Source organism: Mangrovibacter phragmitis (genome assembly GCF_040429585.1).
Taxonomy (GTDB): Bacteria; Pseudomonadota; Gammaproteobacteria; order Enterobacterales; family Enterobacteriaceae; genus Mangrovibacter; species Mangrovibacter phragmitis.
The window spans coordinates 5,292,878-5,317,416 of the sequence record NZ_CP134782.1; the positions used below are offsets into that span (position 1 = coordinate 5,292,878).

The following is a 24,539-nucleotide window of genomic DNA, read 5'->3' on the forward strand; positions in this document are numbered from 1 at the left end:
GTAAATAAACCCAGGGTATCAATCAGCAAAAAGAGTGTTCCCACACCAGTGAGTGTTGCATTGCGGTGGCAGCCAATAAGAGAGTGAGCTACCTAAAACCGCCAATGAAGAATAACACTATCTTATTAGCTTTCACGATATGTTGTTCGCATATTTAAAGCAACTTATTGATTGTGACAATGAAAAATCAGGCTTTCTCCCTCCCTGTTCACAGCATTAATTTGTGTTAAGTTAAGTTAATATTGAGAATCACTCTCATTAAAATAAGCACCAGGTGTCACGGGGATTCCGCTGTACCAGCAGAATTACGTCATCAAAAGCAACTGATACTTCTCAAGCATAAAAATGGCAAATTACTTACTCATCTTGTTGTTAATTAACATTTTTATAATTAACTAATTCATATCAATCTCAAAAAAACCACACAATAACCATAAGAAATAAGTTATAATCTCCCTGTTTTTACCATTTAATGATACTTATCTGCGGATTACCGGCTTTATCTCTGAAGAATTCGTCCGAAATGGCTTGCCACTACCATAGTTGGCTGATTTTTCGTTCCATATCTGGCAGAGAGTGCCTGTACCAGTAACACAAAAAAGGATACGCCATGCAATTGCCTCAATGCCCCAAATGCCAGTCTGAATATACATACCAGGATAATCTGATGTATGTCTGCCCGGAGTGTGCTCACGAATGGCGTGACGATGAACCCACACACCAGGATGATACTCTGGTGGTGAGGGATGCCAACGGGAATACCCTCATTGATGGCGACACTGTCACCGTGATTAAGGATCTGAAAGTAAAAGGAAGCTCTTCCACGCTGAAAATTGGCACTCGGGTGAAGAATATTCGTCTGGTTGAAGGTGACCATAATATCGATTGCAAAATCGATGGTTTCGGGCCGATGAAACTTAAATCTGAGTTTGTTAAGAAGAACTGATTCGTTTCACCTCCCGCTAGTGGGAGGTTTTTATTATTACTTTCAAAAATAAATAATAGTTTTTCAGTACCCTTTATCATCTACGGCACATTAGACAAAAGCCACGTTCTTTTTTTACATCGGGTAATATCCTGGTAAAACACTAAACTATTAGTTTAGTAGTACAATTCCCACATAAAGCAAATATTTAAAATCATATAAAATCAACATATTAAGTAAAACAAAAATAAATTTAATTGTTAGCCATAATTAAATCATTCCCGCTTATTATCTGGTGAAAATTTTTTAGATGCCCATCACTTTTTAATACTAAAGATATATTAAGAAATGCCGAAATCATCTGTTAATCCCACAATGACACCAGGTATAAACAAATGCGCCAACAGCCTTTTGTGACAGACACTGAATATGAGTTGACGGACAACACGACACTGATGTCTACCACTGATCTTCAGAGTTATATCACTTATGCGAATGACAGCTTTATTGAAGTCAGTGGCTTCTCAAGTGATGAGCTTATTGGTCAGCCACATAATCTGGTACGTCATCCGGATATGCCCCGCCAGGCATTTGCCGATATGTGGGCAACATTAAAACGCGGAGAACCCTGGACCGGGCTGGTAAAAAACCGCCGGAAGAATGGAGATTATTATTGGGTACGGGCGAATGCCGTACCTATTGTACGTAATGGGCAGCCAACAGGATATATGTCTATTCGCACCAAACCCTCACGCGAGGAAATTCGCGAAGCCGAAATACTCTACCGGGCCATGAATGAAGGGCGCGCAACCAGGCTGACATTACGTAATGGTCTGGTCGTCAAAAAAGGGTTCTCTTCACTATTCTCATTAACCAAAACACTCTCGCTGCGCTGGCGTATTCGCCTGCCATTACTGGTGGCACTGCTATTATCCTCAGCAGTAATGCATTTTGTAAGTATCTCACTGCATGAGTACCTGATTATGTTGGGGCTGAATACGGTTTTGTTTGTTTTGACAGGCCTGTTTCAGGAGCGCCAGATAGCTACGCCTGCAGAAAAATTGCATAAACAGGCGCTGATGGTAGCAACAGGTAATAACCATAATGTCGACCATATGCAACGCTCGGATGAAGTTGGTATTACTTTGCGCTCAATCAGCCAGTTGGGCCTGATGTTTCGCTGGTTAATTAATGATGTCAGTGGCCAGGTATGTAGTGTGCGCACAGGCAGTGATGCTCTGGCACAGGGAAATGAAGACCTTAATGAGCGCACCCGGCAAACAGCAGTGAACGTGCAGCAAACCCTGGCAACCATGACACAGTTATCCGATACCGTACGTGAAAATACCAATACCGCCGCCCAGGCGAATAAACTTTCCGGGCAGGCAAGCAATGCAGCCACCCATGGCGGGCAAGTGATGGAAACAGTCATTGCCACGATGAACCAAATAGCTGAAAGTACTAAACAAATTGACAGTATTACGTCTCTGATTGACAGCATTGCGTTTCAAACCAATATCCTGGCCCTGAACGCTGCAGTTGAAGCAGCCCGGGCCGGTGAGCAGGGTAAAGGCTTTGCTGTCGTGGCCGGTGAAGTTCGCAGCCTGGCTCAACGCAGTGCCAAAGCGGCCAGTGATATTCGTCAATTAATTGAGTCCAGCTCTTCGCGGGTAGAATCCGGAGCAGAAGAAGTGCAGAAAGCCGGAGAAACAATGCACGATATTGTTGAGCAGGTGAAAAATGTGACTCAGCTTATCGCTCAAATCAGCGATGCGACGGCAGACCAGGCGCACAGTCTTTCTGAGATAACCAAAGCCGTTGATCAACTTGATCATATTACTCACCAGAATGCCACGCTGGTTGACCAGGGTGCCCAGGCCTCAGCGTCTGTGCGACACCAGGCTTCCCGCCTGGAAGATGCCGTCAATGTGTTTCGTTAACAGATTGCCAGCAAACACTGGCAAATCTGCTGATTCAGCATTTCGGTGTACTTGAGGGATAGTAAAAATCACACTATGTTGATTAGCATATCCCTTACTCAACAGCTGTTCCAGGAGACGTCATGCCGATCGAACTCCGCCCTGCCCGGCTTAACGATGCCGACACGTTATACCAGCTCATTTGCGAACTGAAACAAACCACATTTGACCGGGACGCCTTTCTCAGTGGGCTGGCTCGTAACCTGGATGATCCGCAGCGTTTTTACCAGCTTGCACTCCAGGATAACCACCCGGTGGGTATGATTAGCCTGCAAATGCAATTTCACCTGCACCATGTACGTTGGATTGGTGAAGTCCAGGAACTGGTTGTAATGCCTGAATCGCGCGGGTACAACACAGGCCAACGCCTGCTGGCCTGGGCCGAAAGTAAAGCCCGTGAGTGGGATGCCGAGCTGCTTGAGTTATCCTGTGGTGCTCTGCGCAAAGACGCACACCGTTTTTATTTACGCGAAGGCTACGAACCTACACATATGCGCTTCACCAAACGCCTGTAACTTCCGCCATTCATCTCTACTTTCGACACGTCATATCTGACGAAGGCCTGTCTTTCGTCAGAGCTTTGTCAAAAAAAACACCGTAATATCCTGATTAGTTCCGGGCTTATTTAGCTGGCACAGAAAATGCATTGATGGGCGCGCGTGATGGCATGCCACACGCTTACTCTTATCACTGGAGCCAATCGGATGAAAAAAGTTGTCACGGTTTGCCCTTATTGCGCATCAGGTTGCAAAATCAACCTGGTGGTTAATAACGGCAAAATCGTCAAGGCCGAAGGCGCAAACGGGAAAACCAATGAAGGCGATTTGTGCCTGAAAGGGTATTACGGCTGGGATTTTATCAATGATACCCAGATCCTCACTCCCCGCCTGAAGTCCCCCATGATTCGTCGCCAACGCGGCGGCAAACTGGAAGCCGTTTCTTGGGATGTTGCGCTGGATTATGTCAGCGAACGCCTGAGTGCGATTAAACAGAAATATGGCCCGAATGCCATTATGACCACCGGGTCTTCCCGTGGTACGGGCAACGAAACCAATTACGTGATGCAAAAATTTGCGCGCGCCGTTATTGGCACCAATAACGTCGATTGCTGCGCACGCGTCTGACACGGCCCTTCGGTTGCAGGTCTGCACCAGTCGGTCGGTAATGGCGCAATGAGTAATGCCATCAACGAAATTGACGACACAGATTTACTGTTTATTTTCGGCTATAACCCTGCGGATTCGCATCCTATTGTTGCGAAGCATGTTCTGCGCGCAAAACAAAATGGCGCAAAAATCATTGTGTGTGACCCGCGCAAAATTGAAACCGTACGTATTGCCGACCAACACCTTGCTTTGCGTAATGGTTCTAATATTGCCCTGCTCAATGCTCTGGGCCATGTGATCATCGAAGAAAACCTGTACGACAAAGACTTCGTTGCCACACGCACAGAAGAATTCGGGGAATACCAGAAAATTGTTGCGGGCTATACCCCGGAATCCGTCGAAGACATTACAGGGCTGAGTGCACAACAAATCCGCCTAGCGGCCCGGACCTATGCTGGCGCTAAAACTGCGATGATCTTGTGGGGCATGGGCGTCACGCAATTCTACCAGGGCGTGGAAACTGTTCGTTCCCTGACAAGCCTTGCATTGCTGACCGGGAACCTGGGCAAACCCCATACTGGCGTTAACCCGGTACGTGGCCAGAACAATGTTCAGGGTGCCTGCGATATGGGCGCACTGCCGGATACTTTCCCAGGCTACCAGTACGTGAACAACCCTGAGCACCGCGCAAAATTTGCCAGTGCATGGGGCGTGGATTCACTGCCAGCAGAAACGGGATACCGCATCAGCGAGCTACCGCACCGCGTTGCCCACGGGGAAGTAAGAGCCGCTTACATTATGGGTGAAGACCCGTTGCAAACAGATGCTGAACTCTCTGCGGTACGCCAGGCGTTTAATGACCTGGAACTGGTTATTGTTCAGGACATCTTCATGACCAAAACCGCATCTGCAGCGGATGTCATCCTGCCATCCACTTCGTGGGGTGAGCATGAAGGGGTATACACAGCGGCAGATCGTGGCTTCCAGCGCTTCTTTAAAGCGGTGGAACCCCAGTGGGACCTGAAGACAGACTGGCAAATTATCAGTGAAATCGCCACGCGCATGGGTTACCCGATGCATTACAACAACACCCAGGAAATTTGGGATGAGTTGCGGCATCTGTGCCCGGATTTTTATGGGGCAACCTATGAAAAAATGGGCGAGCTGGGCTTTATTCAGTGGCCGTGCCGCGATACCGGGCCAGAAGACCAGGGCACTTCTTACCTGTATGCGAAACAGTTCGACCGCGCTAATGGTCTGGGGCAGTTCTACACCTGTGACTGGGTGGCTCCGCAGGACAGGCTTACAGAGGAATACCCCATGGTGTTGTCTACCGTGCGTGAAGTGGGCCACTACTCTTGTCGTTCCATGACCGGCAACTGTGCGGCACTGGCAGCACTGGCAGATGAACCCGGCTATGCGCAAATCAATACTCAGGATGCGATACAACTGGGTATTGAAGATGAAACGCTGGTATGGGTGCATTCCCGTAAAGGTAAAATTATCACCCGAGCCCAGGTCAGTGACCGGCCCAACAAAGGCGCTATCTACATGACATATCAATGGTGGATAGGTGCCTGTAATGAGCTGGTAACTGAAAACCTGAGCCCGATAACCAAAACGCCGGAGTATAAATACTGTGCTGTCCGGGTTGAGCCCATTGCGGACCAGAGTGCAGCGGAACAGTACGTTATAGAGAGTTATAACGCACTGAAAAACCGCCTGCGGGAAAGTGCGCAAGGGTAACAACATCAGTGTGCTATCTCACCAGCCGTACACCAACAGGTGTGCGGCTTTTTTATTCGAACCGGTATTGTCCTGCTATTGTACAACCAGGATGAAACTCATATGACATCCTTCCGGTAGCAGACAAAATACTCAGTCAGAAACGCTATTCACCTGTTCTCTCTTCATTTTTCGGTAATGTTCGTTAATACATTTCGCACTATTTTCCGCTCTGCTTCAAAGAATGTTTGGTGTTTTATTAAACCACTTTAAACAATGCGTGATCTCTCGCCCAAAAAGTAAACAAAGCCATAAGGCCCACTTCAATTAACCTTTTCGCGACATATTATTAACATCAGGAAAGGAGAAAAAACTATGAGCCAAATTCACAAGCACCCAATTCCCGCAACTATTGCGGAACGCTGCCTGATAAATCCGGAACAATATGCGGCAATGTACCAACAATCATGCCAGGATCCTGACACATTCTGGGGTGAACAGGGCAAGATCCTTGACTGGATCAAGCCATATACCAAAGTAAAGAACACCTCGTTTGCACCGGGAAATGTGTCGATTAAGTGGTATGAGGATGGCACCCTTAACCTGGCGGCTAACTGTCTGGACCGCCATCTCGCGACCCGCGGCGACCAGGTGGCTATCATCTGGGAAGGCGATGATGCCAGCCAAAGTAGTACACTGACTTATCGTGAACTGCACCGTGACGTCTGCCGCTTTGCCAATGTGTTAACTCAGCAAGGTATTCGTAAAGGCGATGTGGTGGCGATTTATATGCCAATGGTACCGGAAGCCGCCGTTGCCATGCTGGCCTGCGCCCGTGTGGGTGCCGTTCACTCCGTTATTTTTGGTGGATTTTCCCCGGAGGCTGTTGCCGGGCGTATTGTGGATTCCAGCGCAAAAATGGTGATTACCGCCGATGAAGGCGTTCGCGCCGGGCGGGGAATTCCACTGAAAAAGAACGTCGATGAAGCCCTTGAGCATCCGGAAGTCACCACAATTGAGCATGTGATAACGCTTAAACGTACCGGCGGCGCTGTTCAATGGCATGAAGGCCGCGACCTGTGGTGGCACGATTGTATGGCTGGCGCCAGCGATGAACACCAGGCCGTTGAAATGAGTGCGGAAGACCCACTGTTCATCCTCTATACCTCCGGTTCAACCGGCAAGCCAAAAGGTGTGTTGCATACTACAGGTGGCTACCTGGTTTATGCCGCTACCACATTTAAATATGTTTTTGACTACCACGATGGTGACATTTACTGGTGCACTGCCGATGTGGGCTGGGTGACCGGGCACAGCTACCTGCTTTATGGGCCACTGGCCTGCGGCGCCACCACGCTGGTATTTGAAGGCGTGCCTAACTGGCCGAAGCCGAACCGTATGGCACAAGTGGTCGATAAGCATAAAGTTAATATTCTGTACACCGCACCGACCGCAATCCGGGCGCTTATGGCAGAAGGTGACAGTGCTATAGAGGGCACAGACCGCTCATCATTACGTATTCTGGGCTCAGTGGGCGAACCGATTAATCCGGAAGCCTGGGAGTGGTACTGGAAAAAAATCGGCAACGAGAAATGCCCGGTTATGGATACCTGGTGGCAAACCGAAACCGGTGGTTTCATGATAACCCCGTTACCCGGCGCAACTGAACTGAAAGCAGGTTCGGCCACCAGGCCTTTCTTCGGTGTACAACCGGCACTGGTTGATAACGAAGGTAATCTGCTGGAAGGCGCGACAGAAGGTAACCTGGTTATCACTGATTCCTGGCCCGGCCAGGCCCGCACCCTGTTTGGCGATCATGCTCGTTTTGAACAGACCTACTTTTCGACCTTTAAAAACCGCTATTTCAGTGGAGATGGTGCGCGCCGCGATGAAGATGGTTATTACTGGATAACCGGGCGCGTAGACGATGTGCTGAATGTATCCGGCCACCGCCTGGGTACTGCCGAAATTGAATCGGCACTGGTCTCCCACCCACTGATTGCTGAAGCTGCCGTGGTCGGGATCCCCCATAACATTAAAGGCCAGGCTATTTATGCTTACGTCACCCTGATTCATGGCGAAGAACCCACACCGGCACTGTATACCGAAGTACGTAACTGGGTACGCAAAGAGATTGGGCCACTGGCAACACCTGATGTGTTGCACTGGACTGATGCCTTGCCGAAGACCCGTTCAGGGAAAATCATGCGCCGTATTCTGCGCAAAATCGCCGCCGGTGATACCAGCAACTTTGGCGATACTTCGACCCTGGCAGATCCCGGTGTTGTAGAAAAATTACTGGAGGAAAAACAGTCAATTAAAATGCCATCGTAATTCGGCACGATACACCGCCCTGCATACTGCGTGCAGGGCGCAATCTGTGATGCATACAGCTCGATACGCTAAATATTCTAACTATAACCCCCAACAACAACAAAACTGACCTTACCTCTGGAGATGCTGCGATGAATGATACCGTTTATCAGCAGGTACAAAACACCCCATATTTCAAGGAACTGGTACATAAAAGGCAACGGTTTGCCGCCTTCCTGACCACTATTATGTTGGTGGTTTATTTTGGTTTTATCATGCTTATCGCTTTTGCCCCCGAATGGTTGGGGACCCCGCTGGGGCCAGACACTAATGTCACCCGCGGCATACCCGTAGGTATTGGCATTATCGTACTGTCGTTTGTGCTGACAGGCGTGTATGTCTGGCGAGCAAATGGCGAATTTGACCGACTCACGAAGGCCATTATCAGCGAGGTAAAACCATCATGATGCGTTTGTTGACCACATTACTTATGATGGGATTGCCACTGGCCGGACAGTGTGCGGATGCCATCACCGGGGAAGTTAAACGCCAGCCAACTAACTGGCAGGCAATTATTATGTTTGTCATTTTTGTCGTGCTGACACTCGGGATAACCTGGTGGGCTTCCCGCCGGACCCGCTCCAGAAGCGACTACTACACCGCTGGCGGGAATATCACCGGCTTCCAGAACGGCCTGGCGATTGCCGGTGACTTTATGTCTGCGGCATCCTTTCTGGGGATTTCCGCGCTGGTATATACCTCTGGCTACGATGGCCTTATCTATTCCTTAGGCTTCCTGGTCGGCTGGCCGATTATTCTGTTTCTGATAGCCGAACGCCTGCGTAATCTCGGCCGCTATACCTTTGCAGACGTGGCATCTTATCGCCTGCAACAACGCCCGATTCGTACCTTGTCTGCCTGCGGTTCACTGGTGGTGGTAGCGTTGTACCTGATTGCACAGATGGTCGGCGCAGGTAAACTTATCCAGTTGTTATTTGGCCTGAACTACCATGTTGCGGTGGTGATGGTGGGTGTGTTGATGGTGATGTATGTGCTGTTTGGCGGCATGCTGGCCACCACCTGGGTGCAAATCATCAAGGCTGTACTGCTATTGTTTGGTGCCAGTTTTATGGCGATTATGGTCATGAAACATGCCGGATTCAGTTTTAATAACCTGTTTACCGAAGCGATGTCGGTGCACCCTAAAGGTGGCGCGATTATGCGGCCTGGCGGGTTAGTGAGTGACCCGATATCCGCCCTGTCTCTGGGGCTTGGGCTGATGTTTGGTACTGCCGGGTTACCACATATTCTGATGCGTTTCTTCACCGTCAACGACGCCCGTGAAGCACGCAAAAGTGTGTTCTATGCTACTGGGTTTATGGGGTATTTCTACTTCCTGACCTTCATTATCGGCTTTGGTGCCATTATGTTAGTGGGTGCAAACCCGACGTTTAAAGACGCTGCTGGAGCACTGATTGGCGGCAACAATATGGCGGCGGTTCACCTGGCGGATGCTGTAGGTGGCAATCTGTTCCTGGGCTTTATCTCTGCCGTGGCGTTCGCCACTATTCTGGCCGTTGTCGCCGGTCTGACGCTGGCCGGTGCGTCTGCGGTGTCCCACGATTTGTATGCCAACGTTATTCGCAAAGGCGCAACGGAACGCCAGGAGTTAAAAGTTTCCAAAATTACTGTCCTGGTGCTGGGTGTGGTGGCAATTCTGCTGGGGATTTTGTTCGAGAAACAGAATATTGCGTTTATGGTGGGCCTAGCCTTCTCCATTGCCGCCAGTTGTAACTTCCCGATTATTCTGCTGTCGATGTACTGGTCCAAACTGACCACACGCGGCGCAATGACTGGCGGCTGGTTAGGTTTGCTCACCGCAGTCGTGCTGATGGTGCTTGGCCCAACCATTTGGGTGAAAATCCTTGGCCACGCCACTGCAATATTCCCTTACGAATACCCGGCGCTGTTCTCCATGCTTGCGGCCTTTATTGGTGTCTGGTTCTTCTCCGCTACCGATACCAGCGAAGCAGGTAAACATGAACGTTCGCTGTTCCAGGCGCAGTTTATCCGTTCGCAAACCGGCATCGGTATTGAGCAGGGGAAATCGCACTAACATTGTTTTCTCCCCCGGTTCGCCGGGGGATTATCAAAACATCTCCCAGCCCCCCTGAGGCGGCCAGTACCATAATTATCCCCGACAACATCATCGCCAGGCGCAAAAACACAGCAACATCCCCGCCAGATTGGCAGGCAGCGGCAAACGCCACCCTGCACCAGGTATTCCGGTAGTACAAATAAATCCGTATACAGCACAACCTGAACCGGAGCCTGCAGGCGTTATAGCATGCCCTGTACCAGTATTCGTAATGCAATGATCATAGCCAGAATATCCTGAAATTATCGGCAAAGAAGGCGCAGTATAAGAAAGCGATAAAATTCCAGAAATGAATTAACATTATCGAAATCATAGTTAAATGGCATAGTTTGGGAGGACAGGTATGGATATACGCATGTTGCGTTATTTTGTTGAGGTGGTGCGCCAGCAAAGCTTTACCCGTGCTGCCGAAAGCTTATTTGTTACTCAGCCCACTATCAGTAAGATGCTGCGCAATCTCGAAGATGAATTAGGCACCACGCTACTGATTCGCCAGGGGCGTAAATTGTCGCTCACTGATACCGGGCAAGCCGTGTATGACAAAGGCCGGGTGATTCTGGATAACGTTCAGCAACTCCAGTCAGAACTGAGCGATATTCGCCAGTTGAACCACGGTACTTTGCGCCTTGGGATCCCGCCAATGGTAGGGATGATTATGGCCTCCCCGATTGCCCACTTTCGCCAAAAATACCCGGGAGTAGAGTTAAAAATTTCCGAATTTGGTGGGCTGAAAGTGCAACAGGCAGTACAAAATGGCGAACTGGATGTCGCTGTAACGGCACTACCTGTTGAAGACGAACAACATTTCACTACGCTGCATGTGGCACAACACCCTTTGTGCGTAGTGGTTCCCAAAGGTTCTAAATGGGCGGCTATGGTCACCATTTCCCCCACGCAACTGGCCGATGTACCGTTACTGATTTATAACGAGGATTTTTCCCTCAGTCACCAGTTGATGCAGATGTTCACCGGGTCAGGGATTACCCCAAGAATTGCGGTGCGTAGTGGGCAGTGGGATTTTCTGGCTGCCATGGTGCAGGCCCAGGTAGGTCTGGCTATTTTGCCCGAACCCATTTGCCAAAAACTGGATTCAGGCTTGTTAAGCTGGCGGCCTCTGGACAGCGAACTGCACTGGGCCCTGGCGATGATTTGGCGTAACGAGGGCTATCTTTCCCACAGTGCCCAAGCCTGGATAACGTGTTGCAAGAACCACTGGCCGCCATCAGGCAGCCTGTAACATTAACTACGTTCAATAAGCAATGTTTCCAGCAGGTCCAGGTCATGGACCATTTTTAGCAGGGTTTCATTACTGATCTGCTTAGTCGCCCGCAGGTGGTAAAGTTCCGCCCGCTCAGAACGCAATGCTGTCAGTCGCAGGCGCCGCTCAAGGTTTTCTTCTTGCGCTGTGCTTGTGTCATCACTGCGTCCCCCTGCTCTGCGCCGCAGGTTGCCGATAATCCTGGAGCTCACTTCCCGGATAACTTCGTCATCAATATTCTCTTTACTGTCTGCCGCCAACCTTTCCGCCATTTTCTGCACAGTCACAATAGCCACTTCAGCCGTTGCCGACCGGGCAACACGCTCTTCCCGGGAAATCAGCGTGTGGTCAGTCACCGTGATATGGCGCAGTAATAATGGCAGCATCACCACGCCAACAACCAGTGAGAAAAGAATCACACCCGCGGAAATAAACACCATTTCATAGCGGGCAGGGAACAGTGAACCGTCTTTCAGAAACAAGGGGATAGCGAGCACACCAGCCAGTGTCAGCGCCCCACGAACTCCCGCAAAAGCAGCGATAGATAACTCACGAGTGCTCCAGTCAGAAAAAGACATAGGGTTGTTTTGCAAAAAACGCAAACTGAACCGTTTCATCACCCATAGCCAGGTAAAACGCACAGCTATCAGGGCGATATAAATCACCACAATATCAGCAAACAGCATCCACACTTCAACGTTCGGATCGGCACTGGCGGTTGCCAGTGAAGTTTCCATAATGCCCGGTAGCTGTAGCCCCAACAGCAAAAAAACCATGCCGTTAAACACAAACTCCAGCATAGCCCAGACACTGTTCGCCCGTAATCGCATAGCCAGTGGCGCAGTACGCATTACCCCTGAACGGGTTATTGTCATCCCGGCAGCTACCGCAGCGAGAATGCCAGAAACACCAAAATGCTCGGCAATGAGATACGAAGCAAACGGTAGCAGGAACAGCAGTAAGATTTGCGTGGCAGGTTCATCGCCACTCCAGCGGCTCATCAGGCGCAATGAACGGCCATACACCAGGCTGACAATAATACCGGCAACCAGCCCGCCAATAGCCACTTTGAGGAATTCAACAGTCGCACCGCCCACGGTGAATACCATGGTGCCCATGACAACCGCGACCGCGAATTTCAGTGATACCAGGCCGGACGCGTCGTTCATCAGCGCTTCACCCTGCAGGATCCCCATAATTTTTTTCGGTATGCGCCCTTCACCAACAATTCCGGACAGCGCCACAGCGTCGGTAGGCGAAAGCACGGCAGCCAGAGCAAAAGCGGGCACTAATGGAATACCGGGCACCAGCCAGTAAATCAGGAAACCGATTCCCGCCACGGTGATGAGTACCAGCACCAGCGCAAGGCCAATAATCTCGCGACCATGTTGTAAGAACTCCGAGGTTGGCGTTTTCCAGCCATCGGCAAACAGCAATGGCGGGATAAACAGCACCAGGAACAGCTCCGGGTTGAAGTCCACATGCAGGCCAAACTGCGGCCAGGCGAACAATGCACCCAGCGCGATTTGCATTAAAGGTAATGGAACCCGAAATGGCAACATGCGTGTCACCATCCCGGAAAGGGAGACCAGTAAGGTCATAATCAGAATCGTGAAGAAAATTTCCATGTTTTCCTGCGATGTATAATTGCGGGTGATTGTTATGTCTGAAGAGTGGTACAACCTGATAGTAAAGTAATTTTTACCGAGTTGAAAATCAAAGCGCAGTCTTGCTTCTGAACAGAACGCAAAACTGCAGGTACAGTAAAATGACCTGCCAGCACAGAGCCAGTTGCGCGCCGTGTCCATCACACTGCCTTTTCTCACTACCAGAGCCCGGCGCCCGCCTGTAATATCTCAGCAAAAATCAAAGAAAACAGACAACGCACAAATCCCACAGCCACACCAGACAACACAAAAAGCCCCGCCACTTGCAGCGAGGCCGGTTCGCGTAAGACCGGTGAACCGCAGAAAGGAAGACAAGGTTATTCCGCCCGGATAGCGGAATAAGGCGAAACGAGGCATGGATGCCGAGTCGAGCCGGCCGCAGGCTGACTGCCCGGAGGTGAACGCAGTGCGCAGCACCGGTCGCCCGCGAAAACGGGGATTGCAAAGGGGGCGAGCCCCCTTAGCCCGTTCACAGGCTGTGAAGTCACATTAACCACCCGACTTCAAGTGAACGGAACTTTCACATCAGTCCAGGTGAACGGAAACAGCCACACTGACACAGTGAACACAGCAGTCACCACTGTAACAATAATCTGCCAGCACAGAGCCAGTTGCGCGCCGTGTCAGCCATACTGCTTTCTCTCACCACCGGCGCCCGCAGGGGGCACTGGCCCCCTGCACCCCCTTTTGTGGCCGGCAAAATCGCCGCTGCGCGGACATTCGGCTTACCCCGGCGCCCTGTTCGGGTACCGCTCCGAGTCGGCTTCCTGCCTCCCGTCGCTCTGCCTGCGTCCTGCAGGCAGCCCCGGCCCGCCAGGCACGCCTCAACGATTTAGAGGCCACCCAAACCCACCCGTTTGTAAGCCAGCAGCAAAAAATAAATAAAGACATACCGGGTACAAATCCTCCAGCCACACCAGACAACACAAAAAGCCCCGCCACTTGCAGCGAGGCCGGTTCGCGTAAGACCGGTGAACCGGAGAAAGGAAGACAAGGTTATTCCGCCCGGATGGCGGAATAAGGCGAACCGAGGCATGGATGCCGAGTCGAGCCGGCCGCAGGCTGACTGCCCGGAGGTGAACGCAGTGCGCAGCACCGGTCGCCCGCGAAAACGGGGATTGCAAAGGGGGCGAGCCCCCTTAGCCCGTTCACTGGCTGTGAAGCCACATTAACCACCCGACTTCAAGTGAACGGAACTTTCACATCAGTCCAGGTGAACGGAAACAGCCACACTGACACAGTGAACACAACAGTCACCACTGTAACAATAATCTGCCAGCACAGAGCCAGTTGCGCGCCGTGTCAGCCATACTGCTTCCTCTCCCCCCCTGCGCCCGGCGCCCGCAGGGGGCACTGGCCCCCTGCACCCCCTTTTGTGGCCGGCAAAATCGCCGCTGCGCGGACATTCGGCTTACCCCGGCGGCCTGTTCGGGTACCGCTCCGAGTCGGCTTCCTGCCTCCCGTCGCTCTGCCTGCGTCCTGCAGGCAGCCCCGGCCCGCCAGGCACGCCTCAACGATTTAGAGGCCACACCCCACACCCGCCTGTCATATCTCAGCAAAAATCAAAGAAAACAGACAACGCATAAATCCAACAACCACACCTGACAACACAAAAAACCCCGCTACTTGCAGCGAGGGTTGTGTCGCGTAAGACCGGTGAACCGGAGAAAGGAAGACAAGGTTATTCCGCCCGGATGGCGGAATAAGGCGAAACGAGGCAGGACGCCGAGTCGAGCCGGCCGCAGGCTGACTGCCCGGAGGTGAACGCAGTGCGCAGCACCGGTCGCCCGCGAAAACGGGGATTGCAAAGGGGGCGAGCCCCCTTAGCCCGTTCACTGGCTGTGAAGCCACATTAGCCCCATCACTTCAGGTGAACGGAACTTTCACCACACTGGAAGTGAATGGAAACAGCGACACATTACACTAAGCAAAGTGAACCGCCCCCCACCACACTTATTCTCAGCGCTTACGCATATCCGGAATAATCAGATCGCCACGGAGTACACACCCACCAAGCATCTGCGTTTTTTCATCCAGCCAGGCCACAATTCTTGCTGCCATCGCATCCAACGAATATTCAATTGCCGGTATCGTCGGTATGCCCGGTAAATGCAGTGAACCTGCCAGGCTAAACACCATGACATCCTCAGGTACTGATTTATTAAACGCCTGTAATTGCGGAATCACTCGCTGGGCTTCCAGCTCATTAGCAACCAGCAACGCATTGAAATTGAACGTACTGGCATTGTTAAGCAGTTCCTGCAATGCCACAGAAGACGAGGAAGAGCCCATAAACACCAGGTTGCGATTAAACGGCAGGAAGTTTTTCTCCAGTGCCTGTTTATAACCGAACAACACCTGATCGGCAAACCCACTACTGAGCGGGTGAATCAATGCTATCTGGTGACGCCCCTGACTTGCCAGGTAGTTGCAGGCAGTTTCCGCTGCAAAGGCATGATCAAACTGAATATTATTGGAATTCTCTTGCTCTATACAATCGACCAGAATGACGTTTTCTTGTTCAATATTGAGCACAAAACGCGCACCGATGATGAGTATGTCATCACACAGACCACTAGAAAGCTCATGTAGAGCACGTAACACTTCCGCTTTAGTATTCGCAAATCGCAACAGCAAATGTTTTTGGTGTTCGCTAAGCTGCTTTTCCAGTGCGTAGAGATAATCGGTTGTCTGATGAATATTATCCTGTGCACAAATCACACCGATACAGCCAGTGGACTGACTGAGCAACGACTGTGCAATCACGTTGGGTCGGTAGTTCAGTTCATCAACCGCTTTTAGTACCGCCTGACGACTCTCTTCCTTTACACCGCGCGAACCACTCAACACCCGTGACACAGTGGCTTTGGACACCCCGGCCAGACGTGATACATCGTTGATTGTAGACATCGTTCTCCCCTGACAAGTCTCACATAATCCTTGTAATTGTGAATACGGCATAGCTCATCGTGCCGATTTTTCCAGTATATCTGTTTCCGTTTTTCATGGAAACCGATTTTCCACACCAGTACTAAGCGCTGTAAAAATAAGCAATTCCGTGAGGTAAATCTGATTATTTACCCTATTAATTAGTAGAAATTGATAAGCATCACACTTCTTAATCTCAAAAATGGAAACCGGTTTCCACATGATATCCAATCATGAGCGCAACAACTTTTTATCTTTCGAGGATGGTCGTCAATGTTCAAGATTATGCTGTGCTGCTCTGCCGGGATGTCCACCAGCCTTCTGGTGCGGAAAATGGTTGAAGTAGCCGAAGAAAGAAATCTGCAAGTCAAGATTGATGCATATGGTGTTTCCGAATTTGACACTCAGTTTCCACAATATCAGGTAGTGCTTCTCGGGCCACAAGTTAAATATATGTTAAAAACACTCTCTGATAAGGCCGCCACTCAAGGCATTCCTGTACAAGCCATCGATATGATGGATTACGGCATGCAGCGTGGCGATAAGGTACTCGATTTTGCTCTGTCGCTCATCGACGCGACGCACTAAGTAAGGTGAATTCATGAGTTCGTTATATCAGTCTATGATTGCTTTTATTGAGCAATCCCTCACTCCTCTGGCGGGGAAACTCGGGCAGCAAAAATACGTTATCGCGATTCGTGATGGTTTTACTGCCGCGTTACCCTTTATGATAATCGGCTCGTTTATGCTGGTATTTATCTTTCCACCCTTTTCTGCTGATACCACTAATTCATTTGCCCGTGGCTGGTTGGATTTTTCCCAAACATATCGTGCACAACTGATGTTACCGTTTAACCTCAGTATGGGCGTGATGACATTCTTTATTTCGGTTGGCATTGGTGCCAGCCTTGGACGTCAGTTCAACCTTGACCCGGTGATGTCTGGTCTGCTGGCATTCATGGCATTCTTGCTGGTCGCTGCACCGTATGCAGATGGTAAAATTTCCACTCAGTACTTGTCTGGCCAGGGCATTTTCACCGCCCTGGTCACCTCCATCTACTCAACGCGAGTCTATGCATGGTTAAAACAGAATAATGTGACTATTCGCCTGCCAAAAGAAGTACCAACCGGCGTGGCACGCTCATTTGAAATACTGATTCCGGTACTGGTAGTCATTGCCACATTGCACCCATTAAACTTGTTTATTGAAGCGCAAACCGGAATGATCATTCCGCAGGCGATTATGCACTTACTGGAACCACTGGTTTCCGCATCAGACTCCTTGCCTGCAATCCTGCTTTCCGTTTTACTCTGTCAAATCTTCTGGTTCGCGGGTATCCACGGCTCACTGATTGTTACAGGCATTATGAACCCGTTCTGGATGGCTAACCTGTCTGCAAACCAGGCCGCACTGGCCGCAGGCGTGGCACTACCGCACGTCTACCTGCAGGGTTTCTGGGATCATTATCTGTTAATTGGCGGCGTGGGCTCCACCTTACCACTGGCTTTCCTGTTACTGCGCAGCCGTACCACACACCTGCGTACCATCGGCAAGATGGGTATCGTCCCCAGTTTCTTTAACATCAACGAACCTATCTTGTTCGGTGCCCCTATCATCATGAATCCGATGCTGTTTATCCCTTTTGTCTGCGTGCCGTTGGTTAACGCCGTGCTGGCGTATACAGCAACCCGACTGGGCTGGCTGGAACAGGTAGTTTCACTCACACCCTGGACCACGCCCGCACCAATCGGCGCGTCGTGGGCAGCTAACTGGGCATTAAGCCCGGTGATTATGTGCCTTATCTGTATGGTGGTTTCTGCTCTGATTTACCTTCCATTTTTGCGCGCGTATGAGCGTTCTTTAATGAAAACAGAAGAACAGAAAACGCAAGCGAGAGTAGGTGCTGCAGAAACTATCAGTAACTGAGACGCAGAGGTAAGAATAATGAAATATGTATTCCCCGAAAATTTCTGGTGGGGCAGCGCCAGCTCCGCACTACAAAGTGAAGGCGAAGGTTATTACACCAGCAGAGGGGAGACCACATGGGATCACTGGTTTGCCCGCCAACCCCACCGGTTCCATCAGGAAATTGGCCCTCAGGATACATCCCAGTTTTACCGTTACTGGCAAGAGGATATTCAGTTACTGAAACAGCTTAATCACAACAGTTTTCGTACATCTTTAAGCTGGGCACGTCTTATCCCGGACGGCATTGGTGAGGTTAACCCTGAGGCAGTTACCTTCTATAACCAGGTTATTAACGAGTTAATTGAACAGGGCATTACACCTTTTATTACTCTGTTCCACTTCGATATGCCGATGGCAATGCAGGAAATAGGCGGATGGGAAAACCGCGAAGTTGTCGATGCCTATGCCCGCTACGCCAAAATCTGCTTTGAGCTGTTCGGAGACCGGGTTCTGCACTGGTTTACCTTCAACGAGCCCATTGTGCCAGTGGAAGGGGGATATCTGTATGATTTCCATTATCCGAATGTCGTTGATTTTCGCCGTGCTGCAACAGTGGCATATCACACTGTACTGGCACATGCTAAAGCTGTTCAGGCATTCCGGGCAGGGCATTATGCGGGAGAAATCGGTATCGTTCTGAATCTCACGCCATCTTATCCACGCTCACAAAATCCGGAGGACCAAAAAGCAGCACATCATGCGGATTTACTGTTTAACCGCAGTTTTCTCGACCCGGTACTGCGAGGCAAATACCCTGCTGACCTGGTGGAGTTACTCAAAGACTACGACCAGTTACCAAAATGCCAGGAGGAAGACAGCGGCACTATTGCTGAAGGAAAAATCGACCTGCTGGGTATTAACTACTATCAGCCACGCCGTGTGAAATACCGTGATAGCATCGTGAACCCCTTAATGCCATTTATGCCGGAATGGCTATTTGATAATTACGAAATGCCGGGAAGGAAAATGAATCCGTATCGTGGATGGGAAATCTATGAACCCGGCATTTACGATATCTTAGTTAATTTGCGCGATAATTATGGTAACCCGCGATGTTTTATTTCAGAAAATGGAATGGGTGTTGAAAACGAACAGCGTTTTATTGAAAACGGGCAAATTAACGACCAATACCGTATCGACTTTATTTCCGGCCATCTTAAATGGTTACACAAAGGAATTAGCGAAGGTTGTAATTGTCTTGGTTACCATATGTGGACATTCATTGATAACTGGTCGTGGTGTAATGCATATAAAAACCGCTACGGTTTTGTACAACTGGATTTAGCTACACAAAAACGCACTATCAAGAAAAGTGGAGAGTGGTTTGCCATTACCGCTTTTAATAATGGTTTCAATGAGGAGTAACTAATAATGGTTGAATTGGAAGATGCAGTAATGGAAATAATCACCAACGCAGGTCAGTCCAGAAGCTTATGTTTTGAAGCCCTGCATGCTGCGCGTACTGGTGATTTTGACGGGGCAAAAAAACTGTTACATGAGGCCGATGGTTATGCTCGCCGGGCGCATCATATGCAAACTAAATTGATAGAACAGGATGCAGGAGAAGCTCGCCAGCCGATGACATTAATTATGGTACATGCACAGGATCATTTAATGAATTCGCTACTGGCCCGTGAATTATGCGAAGAGATTATTCACCTTTACCAGCGTTAACAGCCACAATATTTATCATGGAGAAATTATTCCGGTAATTTTTTAATACTCTGTACCTCTGAATCTATTCCTGAATACTGATGACAGATGAAAATTCTGTCATACCAGTACAGGATGATTATTGCCAAAAAAATAACTTAATATAATGAGATAGACAAAATGAAAATGAAAAAACTCCCATTAATAATGGCAGTTGCGGCTGCATTTTGCCCAATATCCGTACTCGCACAAGAATTTACTCAGGAGCAAATTGACGCCATAGTAGCAAAGGCCGTTGATAAAGCACTGGCAGAGCGGCAGGCAAAAATAGATGCAGCAACCGACAAAAAAGCCGATGTCATCACTGAGCCACAAAGTGCGGCCCAGTCGCCGGATATGGCGATTCCATTTGGCGTGAAATTTACTGGTTATGCCCGCTATGGTGCGCATTTTCAGTCTGGCGATCAGAAATACGTTGGTGTGGATGGCTCCTATAATGGTGCGTCGGCAATTGGGCGGCTTGGCAACGAAGGTAATGGCGGTGAATTCCAGCTTTCTAAAGCGTTTAAAGGCGATAACGGCGCAATCTGGGACGTTAACGTCATGTTTGACCATTGGGGTGACGAAGTTAACCTGAAAAAGGCTTATGCTGGGGTAACAAACCTGCTGGACTCTAACCCGAACGCCTACTTCTGGGCTGGTCGGGATTTCCACCAGCGCCCTCAACAAGGTATCAATGACTATTTCTGGATGAACCACGACGGCCAGGGTGCCGGGGTGAAAAACTTTGATATTGGTGGTGTTCAGTTTGATGTCGCGGCCGTGGCGGCGGTGGAATCCTGTAGCCCGGAAGTGATGCAGGATGAGACTAACCCGTCTCGTATCACCTGCACCGGTGGCTCAGGTACTGGCGATAAAGGCAACTACGCCCTGACATCCAAAATCCACGGTATGAAAGTCGGCCCGCTTGATTTGGAACTGTATGCTAACTATGGGTTTGATTCCAAAGCAATTGATAGCAGTGAGCGAATGAAAGCCTGGCAAGGAGGTGTGGTGTTGAGCCATACCAATGACAGTGGAGTGAACAAAATTATCGCCCGTTACTCTGATCATTCAGATAACAGTGTATTCAACAAAACCAAAGATCTCACAACTGTCTATGCCAGCTTTGAGGGTCTGCATAAATTCTCGCAACGTGCGCAAGTTGAATACCTGCTGGCGTTCCACGATTACGATAACAAAGCAGACAATACTGACAACCGTAAGAACTATGGTGCAATTATTCGTCCAATGTACTGGTGGAACGATGTTCATTCTACCTGGCTGGAAGCGGGTTATCAGCTTGTCAGGTATGATCAGGGCGGAGAGAATAAAGGCTGGAAGTTGACACTCTCACAAAATATTTCGATCGCGATGGGGCCGGAGTTCCGCCCGATGTTGCGCTTCTACGTGACAGGGGGCCAGGTGGATAACCAACGTACTGCGCATGTTAGCGGTACAGATGACCAGACTCTCGATGATTTCAACGTTGGCGCAATGTGGGAAGCCTGGTTCTGATGCTTTGCACTGTCTCCCGCAGTTCACTGGCTGCGGGAGTACCAGTCGTGGTGAACGAAACAGTCACCACACTGGTAACAGGTTCAGTAATCAGTACTCCGCCACAGTAAAATGCTCTGCCAGCACGGAGCAAATTGCGCGCCGAATCTATTACACTGCTTCCTCTCGCCAACTGCGCCCGGCGCCCGCAGGGGGCACTGGCCCCCTGCACCCCCTTTTGTGGCCGGCAAAATCGCCGCTACGCGGACATTCGGCTTACCCCGGCGGCCTGTTCAGGTACCGCTCCGAGTCGGCATCCTGCCTCCCGTCGCTCTGCCTGCGTCCTGCAGGCAGCCCCGGCCCGCCAGGCACGCCTCAACGATTTAGAGGCCACACCCCACACCCACCTGCATGCTCACAGCAAAAAACACACAAAGACATACCAGGCACAAATCCCCCAGCCACACCAGACAACACAAAAAGCCCCGCTACTTGCAGCGGGGACAGTTCGCGTAAGACCGGTGAACCGCAGAAAGGAATACAAGGTTATTCCGCCCGGACGGCGGAATAAGGCGAAACGAGGCAGGACGCCGAGTCGAGCCGGCCGCAGGCTGACTGCCCGGAGGTGAACGCAGTTCGCAGCACCGGTCGCCCGCGAATAACCGGATTGTTAAGGGGCGGGCCCCTTAACACGTTCACTGGCTGTACAGCCACATTGAGCGCATCACTTCAGGTGAACGGAACCTTCACATCAGTCCAGGTGAACGGAAACAGCCACACTGCAAGTGAACGAAAATAACAACCCCCGGTGAGCATACTATACTGCACCGGTTGCCCGCGAAAACGGGGATTGCAAAGGGGGCGAGCCCCTTAAATCGCCCATCCCCCGGCATAAAACACCACCAAAGCAACGGCAATCACCAGCGTACCCACATTCAGCTTACGCCACTCACCAGACACAATACGGCCAATGACCAGCGCAGCAAAACCCAGCATAATTCCGGTCACAATGTTACAAGTCAGGACAATAAACACCGCTGTGATAAGTCCTGCCATTGCATCTACAAAATCATCAAAATCAAGGCGAGACACATTACTCAGCATCAGCAGCCCCACATACATCAGTGCCGGTGCAGTAGCATAAGCAGGCACCAGGTAAGACAGTGGAGACAGGAACATAATCAACAGGAATAACAACCCAATCACCACAGCTGTCAGGCCGGTTTTCCCGCCAGCCGCTGTACCCGCAGCAGACTCAATATAGACAGCCGCAGGCGCGGCCCCCACCAGCCCGGAGAACACACTACTCACAGAATCACTGGTCAGTGCTTTACCGCCATCAATAATCTGCCCGTCTTTGTCCAGCAGATTTGCCTGCCCTGCCACAGCGCGAATAGTACCGGTGGCGTCGAATACAGCGGTCATAACCAAAGCCAGCACACTGGGTAAGACAACCGGGTTCAGCGCCCCCATGATATCCAGACTGCCAATCAGTGAATGCCCATGCTCATCCTTCAGAGAAGGCATTTGGAAGAAACCGTGAAAATGAACTGAAGGGTCGAAAATCAGCCCAACAACAGAAACCCCAATGATAGTTATCAGAATCCCGCCCGGCACTTTCAGTTTTTCCAGGCCAATTATCACTGCCAGACCAATCAGTGACATAATCACAGGGAAACTGGCAAAATCCCCCAGAGCAACCGGCAGACCATCCAGTGGGTTTTTAATCACCAGCCCCACCCCATTGGCGGCAATCAATAACAGGAACAGACCAATCCCAATTCCGGTGCCTTGCGCAACGCCCGCTGGCAGGTTACGCAGGATCCAGCTACGAATGCCCGTAGCGGAAATAACGCTGAACAAAACCCCCATCAGAAATACCGCTCCCAATGCAACCGGGATACTGATGTGTTGACCCAGCACCAGACTGAATGCCGTAAAAGCAGTTAATGAGATAGCGCAACCAATAGCCAGTGGCAGGTTGGCCCACAGCCCCATAAGCAGGGAACCAAAACCCGCGACCAGGCATGTTGCCACAAATACGGCTGTGGGTGGAAAACCTGCTTTACCGAGCATGCCTGGTACGACAATAACGGAGTAAACCATGGCGAGGAAGGTTGTCAGGCCAGCGATGACCTCCTGGCGCACGGTGCTGCCACGAGCTGAAATTTTGAACCAGGCGTCGAGAGAGCCCCCGGCACGCGGAGAAGGTGTAGACATACTGAAAATCCTCTGAGATTTCTTGGCTGGTTTTACTGCGAAGAGGCAACCCGGTAAACATAAACTTCCCGCAACTGACGTGAGGTAAAGCGAGGCACCACAAATGCAAACGTTTAACTTCGCAAGCGAAAACACTGACTGTTTTTTAAGGCCTGCGATTATCAAGCCTTCTCACAGCCCTTTTCAACTTTACTGTGCAGCTTTTAGCGAAAAAAAACGTTCTGTTGACCAGAGATTAACCAGCTCATGCGCAATCGTTATCGTATATGCGCAATGCTGCAACAATATTGCAGCATTCAACCTGCCAGAGTGGTAAAAGGCACCACACTTGTCATCAGGTGCTTAGGGCCAGAGGCCCGCCAACCTCGATAGCTTTCTGCCAGGCTACGCGTGATTCCACCGCGGTAAGCCAACGGCGAGTGTGAGGCAACTCTTCGGGAAGGCTCCGGGCAAGCATGGCAATCACCGGGAAGCTCATTTGAAAGTCCGCACAACTGATAGCGTCGCCAGCAAACCATTCATGAAGCCCCAGGTGTTTTTCAATGAAATTAACATGAATATCAATTCGACGATTAAGCCAGGTTTTTTGTACTGCCTCACCGAACATCGCGCCAATCGTGCGGAAGGTTTCTGGTACCGGGGGCTTATCCAGGTTACCAAATACCGTTTTCATTACCATCAGTGGCATCAGCGAGCTTTCAGCATAATGCAACCAAAATCGGTAATCGGCACGAGACTGGGTTGAGGCTGGTTTAAATCGACTTTCAATGTCATAGGTCTCCTGGAGATATTCCAGAATGGCCCCCGACTCTGCGAGCACAAGGCCATTATCTTCCAGGACAGGTGAGCTTCCCAGAGGATGGACCCGTTTCAGTGCATCCGGCGCTAACAATGTACTTTCCCGTTTATAACGCACCAACTCATAGGGTAAGCCTAACTCCTCCAGCATCCAGAGGACCCGGTGAGAACGTGAGTTAGTGAGATGATGCAGTTTCATACTTGTCCCCTAAAAAGAACACACTGCTTTAACTATATTCAAAATAAGCAAATTTGCCGGGAGGCAATGCGCAAAACAAACCATACACTGACAATATCAAACTGA

General features: G+C 50.2%; 17 protein-coding genes. 13 read left to right on the forward strand and 4 right to left on the reverse strand.

Features of this window, described 5'->3' with window-relative positions; translation table 11 throughout:
- Positions 1 to 610: 610 nt before the first annotated feature.
- The 8 genes from MPHASIOC01_RS25425 to MPHASIOC01_RS25460 all read left to right on the forward strand — a co-directional run bounded on the left by MPHASIOC01_RS25425 (position 611) and on the right by MPHASIOC01_RS25460 (position 11,443).
- Complete coding sequence (locus MPHASIOC01_RS25425; RefSeq protein WP_353613555.1) at positions 611 to 946, forward strand: zinc ribbon domain-containing protein YjdM; 336 nt, start codon at positions 611 to 613, stop codon at positions 944 to 946.
- A gap of 374 nt (positions 947 to 1,320) precedes the next feature.
- Positions 1,321 to 2,865 carry a methyl-accepting chemotaxis protein gene (locus tag MPHASIOC01_RS25430; protein ID WP_353613556.1) on the forward strand — a complete coding sequence of 515 codons (1,545 nt, stop codon included), beginning with the start codon at positions 1,321 to 1,323 and terminating at the stop codon, positions 2,863 to 2,865.
- A 122-nt stretch (positions 2,866 to 2,987) separates the two neighbouring features.
- Positions 2,988 to 3,419: an aminoalkylphosphonate N-acetyltransferase gene (phnO, locus tag MPHASIOC01_RS25435; protein ID WP_064596555.1), complete on the forward strand. Its 432-nt coding sequence runs from the start codon at positions 2,988 to 2,990 to the stop codon at positions 3,417 to 3,419.
- Positions 3,420 to 3,608: 189 nt separating this feature from the next.
- Positions 3,609 to 5,756: a formate dehydrogenase subunit alpha gene (gene fdhF / locus MPHASIOC01_RS25440; RefSeq protein ID WP_353613557.1), complete on the forward strand. Its 2,148-nt coding sequence runs from the start codon at positions 3,609 to 3,611 to the stop codon at positions 5,754 to 5,756.
- A gap of 354 nt (positions 5,757 to 6,110) precedes the next feature.
- Entirely contained in the window at positions 6,111 to 8,069 is a 1,959-nt protein-coding gene (gene acs / locus MPHASIOC01_RS25445; protein ID WP_353613558.1) for an acetate--CoA ligase, read from the forward strand.
- 131 nt (positions 8,070 to 8,200) lie between these two features.
- A complete protein-coding gene (locus MPHASIOC01_RS25450; RefSeq protein WP_064596536.1) occupies positions 8,201 to 8,515 on the forward strand; it encodes a DUF485 domain-containing protein in 315 nt (104 codons plus the stop codon).
- Positions 8,509 to 10,164, forward strand: coding sequence for a cation/acetate symporter ActP (gene actP, locus MPHASIOC01_RS25455; RefSeq protein ID WP_197499266.1), 1,656 nt, complete (start codon positions 8,509 to 8,511; stop codon positions 10,162 to 10,164). Before MPHASIOC01_RS25450 ends, actP begins: the two co-directional genes overlap by 7 nt.
- A gap of 385 nt (positions 10,165 to 10,549) precedes the next feature.
- Positions 10,550 to 11,443, forward strand: coding sequence for a LysR substrate-binding domain-containing protein (locus MPHASIOC01_RS25460; RefSeq protein WP_353613559.1), 894 nt, complete (start codon positions 10,550 to 10,552; stop codon positions 11,441 to 11,443).
- A gap of 2 nt (positions 11,444 to 11,445) precedes the next feature.
- On the opposite strand, the gene MPHASIOC01_RS25465 is transcribed toward MPHASIOC01_RS25460, so the two are convergent.
- Both MPHASIOC01_RS25465 and MPHASIOC01_RS25470 read right to left on the reverse strand, forming a co-directional pair.
- Entirely contained in the window at positions 11,446 to 13,092 is a 1,647-nt protein-coding gene (locus MPHASIOC01_RS25465) for a Na+/H+ antiporter (RefSeq protein WP_064596532.1), read from the reverse strand.
- Between the two features lie 1,998 nt (positions 13,093 to 15,090).
- The gene (locus MPHASIOC01_RS25470; protein WP_064596694.1) at positions 15,091 to 16,041 is read right to left on the reverse strand and encodes a LacI family DNA-binding transcriptional regulator; all 951 of its coding nucleotides are present in this window, start codon (positions 16,039 to 16,041) and stop codon (positions 15,091 to 15,093) included.
- Between the two features lie 291 nt (positions 16,042 to 16,332).
- Here MPHASIOC01_RS25470 and MPHASIOC01_RS25475 point away from each other — a divergent pair, with 291 nt between their 5' ends.
- The 5 genes from MPHASIOC01_RS25475 (at position 16,333) to MPHASIOC01_RS25495 (ending at position 21,238) form a co-directional block, all read left to right on the forward strand.
- Entirely contained in the window at positions 16,333 to 16,647 is a 315-nt protein-coding gene (locus MPHASIOC01_RS25475; RefSeq protein ID WP_064596696.1) for a PTS sugar transporter subunit IIB, read from the forward strand.
- Positions 16,648 to 16,660: 13 nt separating this feature from the next.
- Complete coding sequence (locus MPHASIOC01_RS25480; RefSeq protein ID WP_064596697.1) at positions 16,661 to 17,986, forward strand: PTS sugar transporter subunit IIC; 1,326 nt, start codon at positions 16,661 to 16,663, stop codon at positions 17,984 to 17,986.
- Between the two features lie 18 nt (positions 17,987 to 18,004).
- Positions 18,005 to 19,393: a glycoside hydrolase family 1 protein gene (locus tag MPHASIOC01_RS25485; protein ID WP_064596699.1), complete on the forward strand. Its 1,389-nt coding sequence runs from the start codon at positions 18,005 to 18,007 to the stop codon at positions 19,391 to 19,393.
- A 6-nt stretch (positions 19,394 to 19,399) separates the two neighbouring features.
- Positions 19,400 to 19,702 carry a PTS lactose/cellobiose transporter subunit IIA gene (locus tag MPHASIOC01_RS25490; protein ID WP_064596701.1) on the forward strand — a complete coding sequence of 101 codons (303 nt, stop codon included), beginning with the start codon at positions 19,400 to 19,402 and terminating at the stop codon, positions 19,700 to 19,702.
- A gap of 159 nt (positions 19,703 to 19,861) precedes the next feature.
- Positions 19,862 to 21,238, forward strand: a complete 1,377-nt coding sequence (locus MPHASIOC01_RS25495) for a carbohydrate porin (RefSeq protein ID WP_353613560.1) — start codon at positions 19,862 to 19,864, stop codon at positions 21,236 to 21,238.
- 849 nt (positions 21,239 to 22,087) lie between these two features.
- On the opposite strand, the gene MPHASIOC01_RS25500 is transcribed toward MPHASIOC01_RS25495, so the two are convergent.
- Entirely contained in the window at positions 22,088 to 23,437 is a 1,350-nt protein-coding gene (locus tag MPHASIOC01_RS25500; protein WP_064596705.1) for an NCS2 family permease, read from the reverse strand.
- A 334-nt stretch (positions 23,438 to 23,771) separates the two neighbouring features.
- Positions 23,772 to 24,434 (reverse strand): glutathione S-transferase family protein, encoded by a 663-nt coding sequence (locus MPHASIOC01_RS25505; protein WP_064596707.1) that lies wholly within the window; start codon positions 24,432 to 24,434, stop codon positions 23,772 to 23,774.
- Between the last annotated feature and the right edge of the window lie 105 nt (positions 24,435 to 24,539).

What these genes read in the sequence shown, in the direction of transcription:
- MPHASIOC01_RS25495 (WP_353613560.1), top strand. Translation starts at nt 19,862, where the DNA reads ATGAAAATGAAAAAACTCCCATTAATAATGGCAGTTGCGGCTGCATTT.
- phnO (WP_064596555.1), top strand. Translation starts at nt 2,988, where the DNA reads ATGCCGATCGAACTCCGCCCTGCCCGGCTTAACGATGCCGACACGTTA.
- MPHASIOC01_RS25505 (WP_064596707.1), bottom strand. Translation starts at nt 24,434, where the DNA reads ATGAAACTGCATCATCTCACTAACTCACGTTCTCACCGGGTCCTCTGG.
- acs (WP_353613558.1), top strand. Translation starts at nt 6,111, where the DNA reads ATGAGCCAAATTCACAAGCACCCAATTCCCGCAACTATTGCGGAACGC.
- MPHASIOC01_RS25490 (WP_064596701.1), top strand. Translation starts at nt 19,400, where the DNA reads ATGGTTGAATTGGAAGATGCAGTAATGGAAATAATCACCAACGCAGGT.
- MPHASIOC01_RS25485 (WP_064596699.1), top strand. Translation starts at nt 18,005, where the DNA reads ATGAAATATGTATTCCCCGAAAATTTCTGGTGGGGCAGCGCCAGCTCC.
- MPHASIOC01_RS25475 (WP_064596696.1), top strand. Translation starts at nt 16,333, where the DNA reads ATGTTCAAGATTATGCTGTGCTGCTCTGCCGGGATGTCCACCAGCCTT.
- MPHASIOC01_RS25460 (WP_353613559.1), top strand. Translation starts at nt 10,550, where the DNA reads ATGGATATACGCATGTTGCGTTATTTTGTTGAGGTGGTGCGCCAGCAA.
- MPHASIOC01_RS25500 (WP_064596705.1), bottom strand. Translation starts at nt 23,437, where the DNA reads ATGTCTACACCTTCTCCGCGTGCCGGGGGCTCTCTCGACGCCTGGTTC.
- MPHASIOC01_RS25430 (WP_353613556.1), top strand. Translation starts at nt 1,321, where the DNA reads ATGCGCCAACAGCCTTTTGTGACAGACACTGAATATGAGTTGACGGAC.
- MPHASIOC01_RS25425 (WP_353613555.1), top strand. Translation starts at nt 611, where the DNA reads ATGCAATTGCCTCAATGCCCCAAATGCCAGTCTGAATATACATACCAG.
- MPHASIOC01_RS25470 (WP_064596694.1), bottom strand. Translation starts at nt 16,041, where the DNA reads ATGTCTACAATCAACGATGTATCACGTCTGGCCGGGGTGTCCAAAGCC.
- MPHASIOC01_RS25465 (WP_064596532.1), bottom strand. Translation starts at nt 13,092, where the DNA reads ATGGAAATTTTCTTCACGATTCTGATTATGACCTTACTGGTCTCCCTT.
- MPHASIOC01_RS25450 (WP_064596536.1), top strand. Translation starts at nt 8,201, where the DNA reads ATGAATGATACCGTTTATCAGCAGGTACAAAACACCCCATATTTCAAG.
- MPHASIOC01_RS25480 (WP_064596697.1), top strand. Translation starts at nt 16,661, where the DNA reads ATGAGTTCGTTATATCAGTCTATGATTGCTTTTATTGAGCAATCCCTC.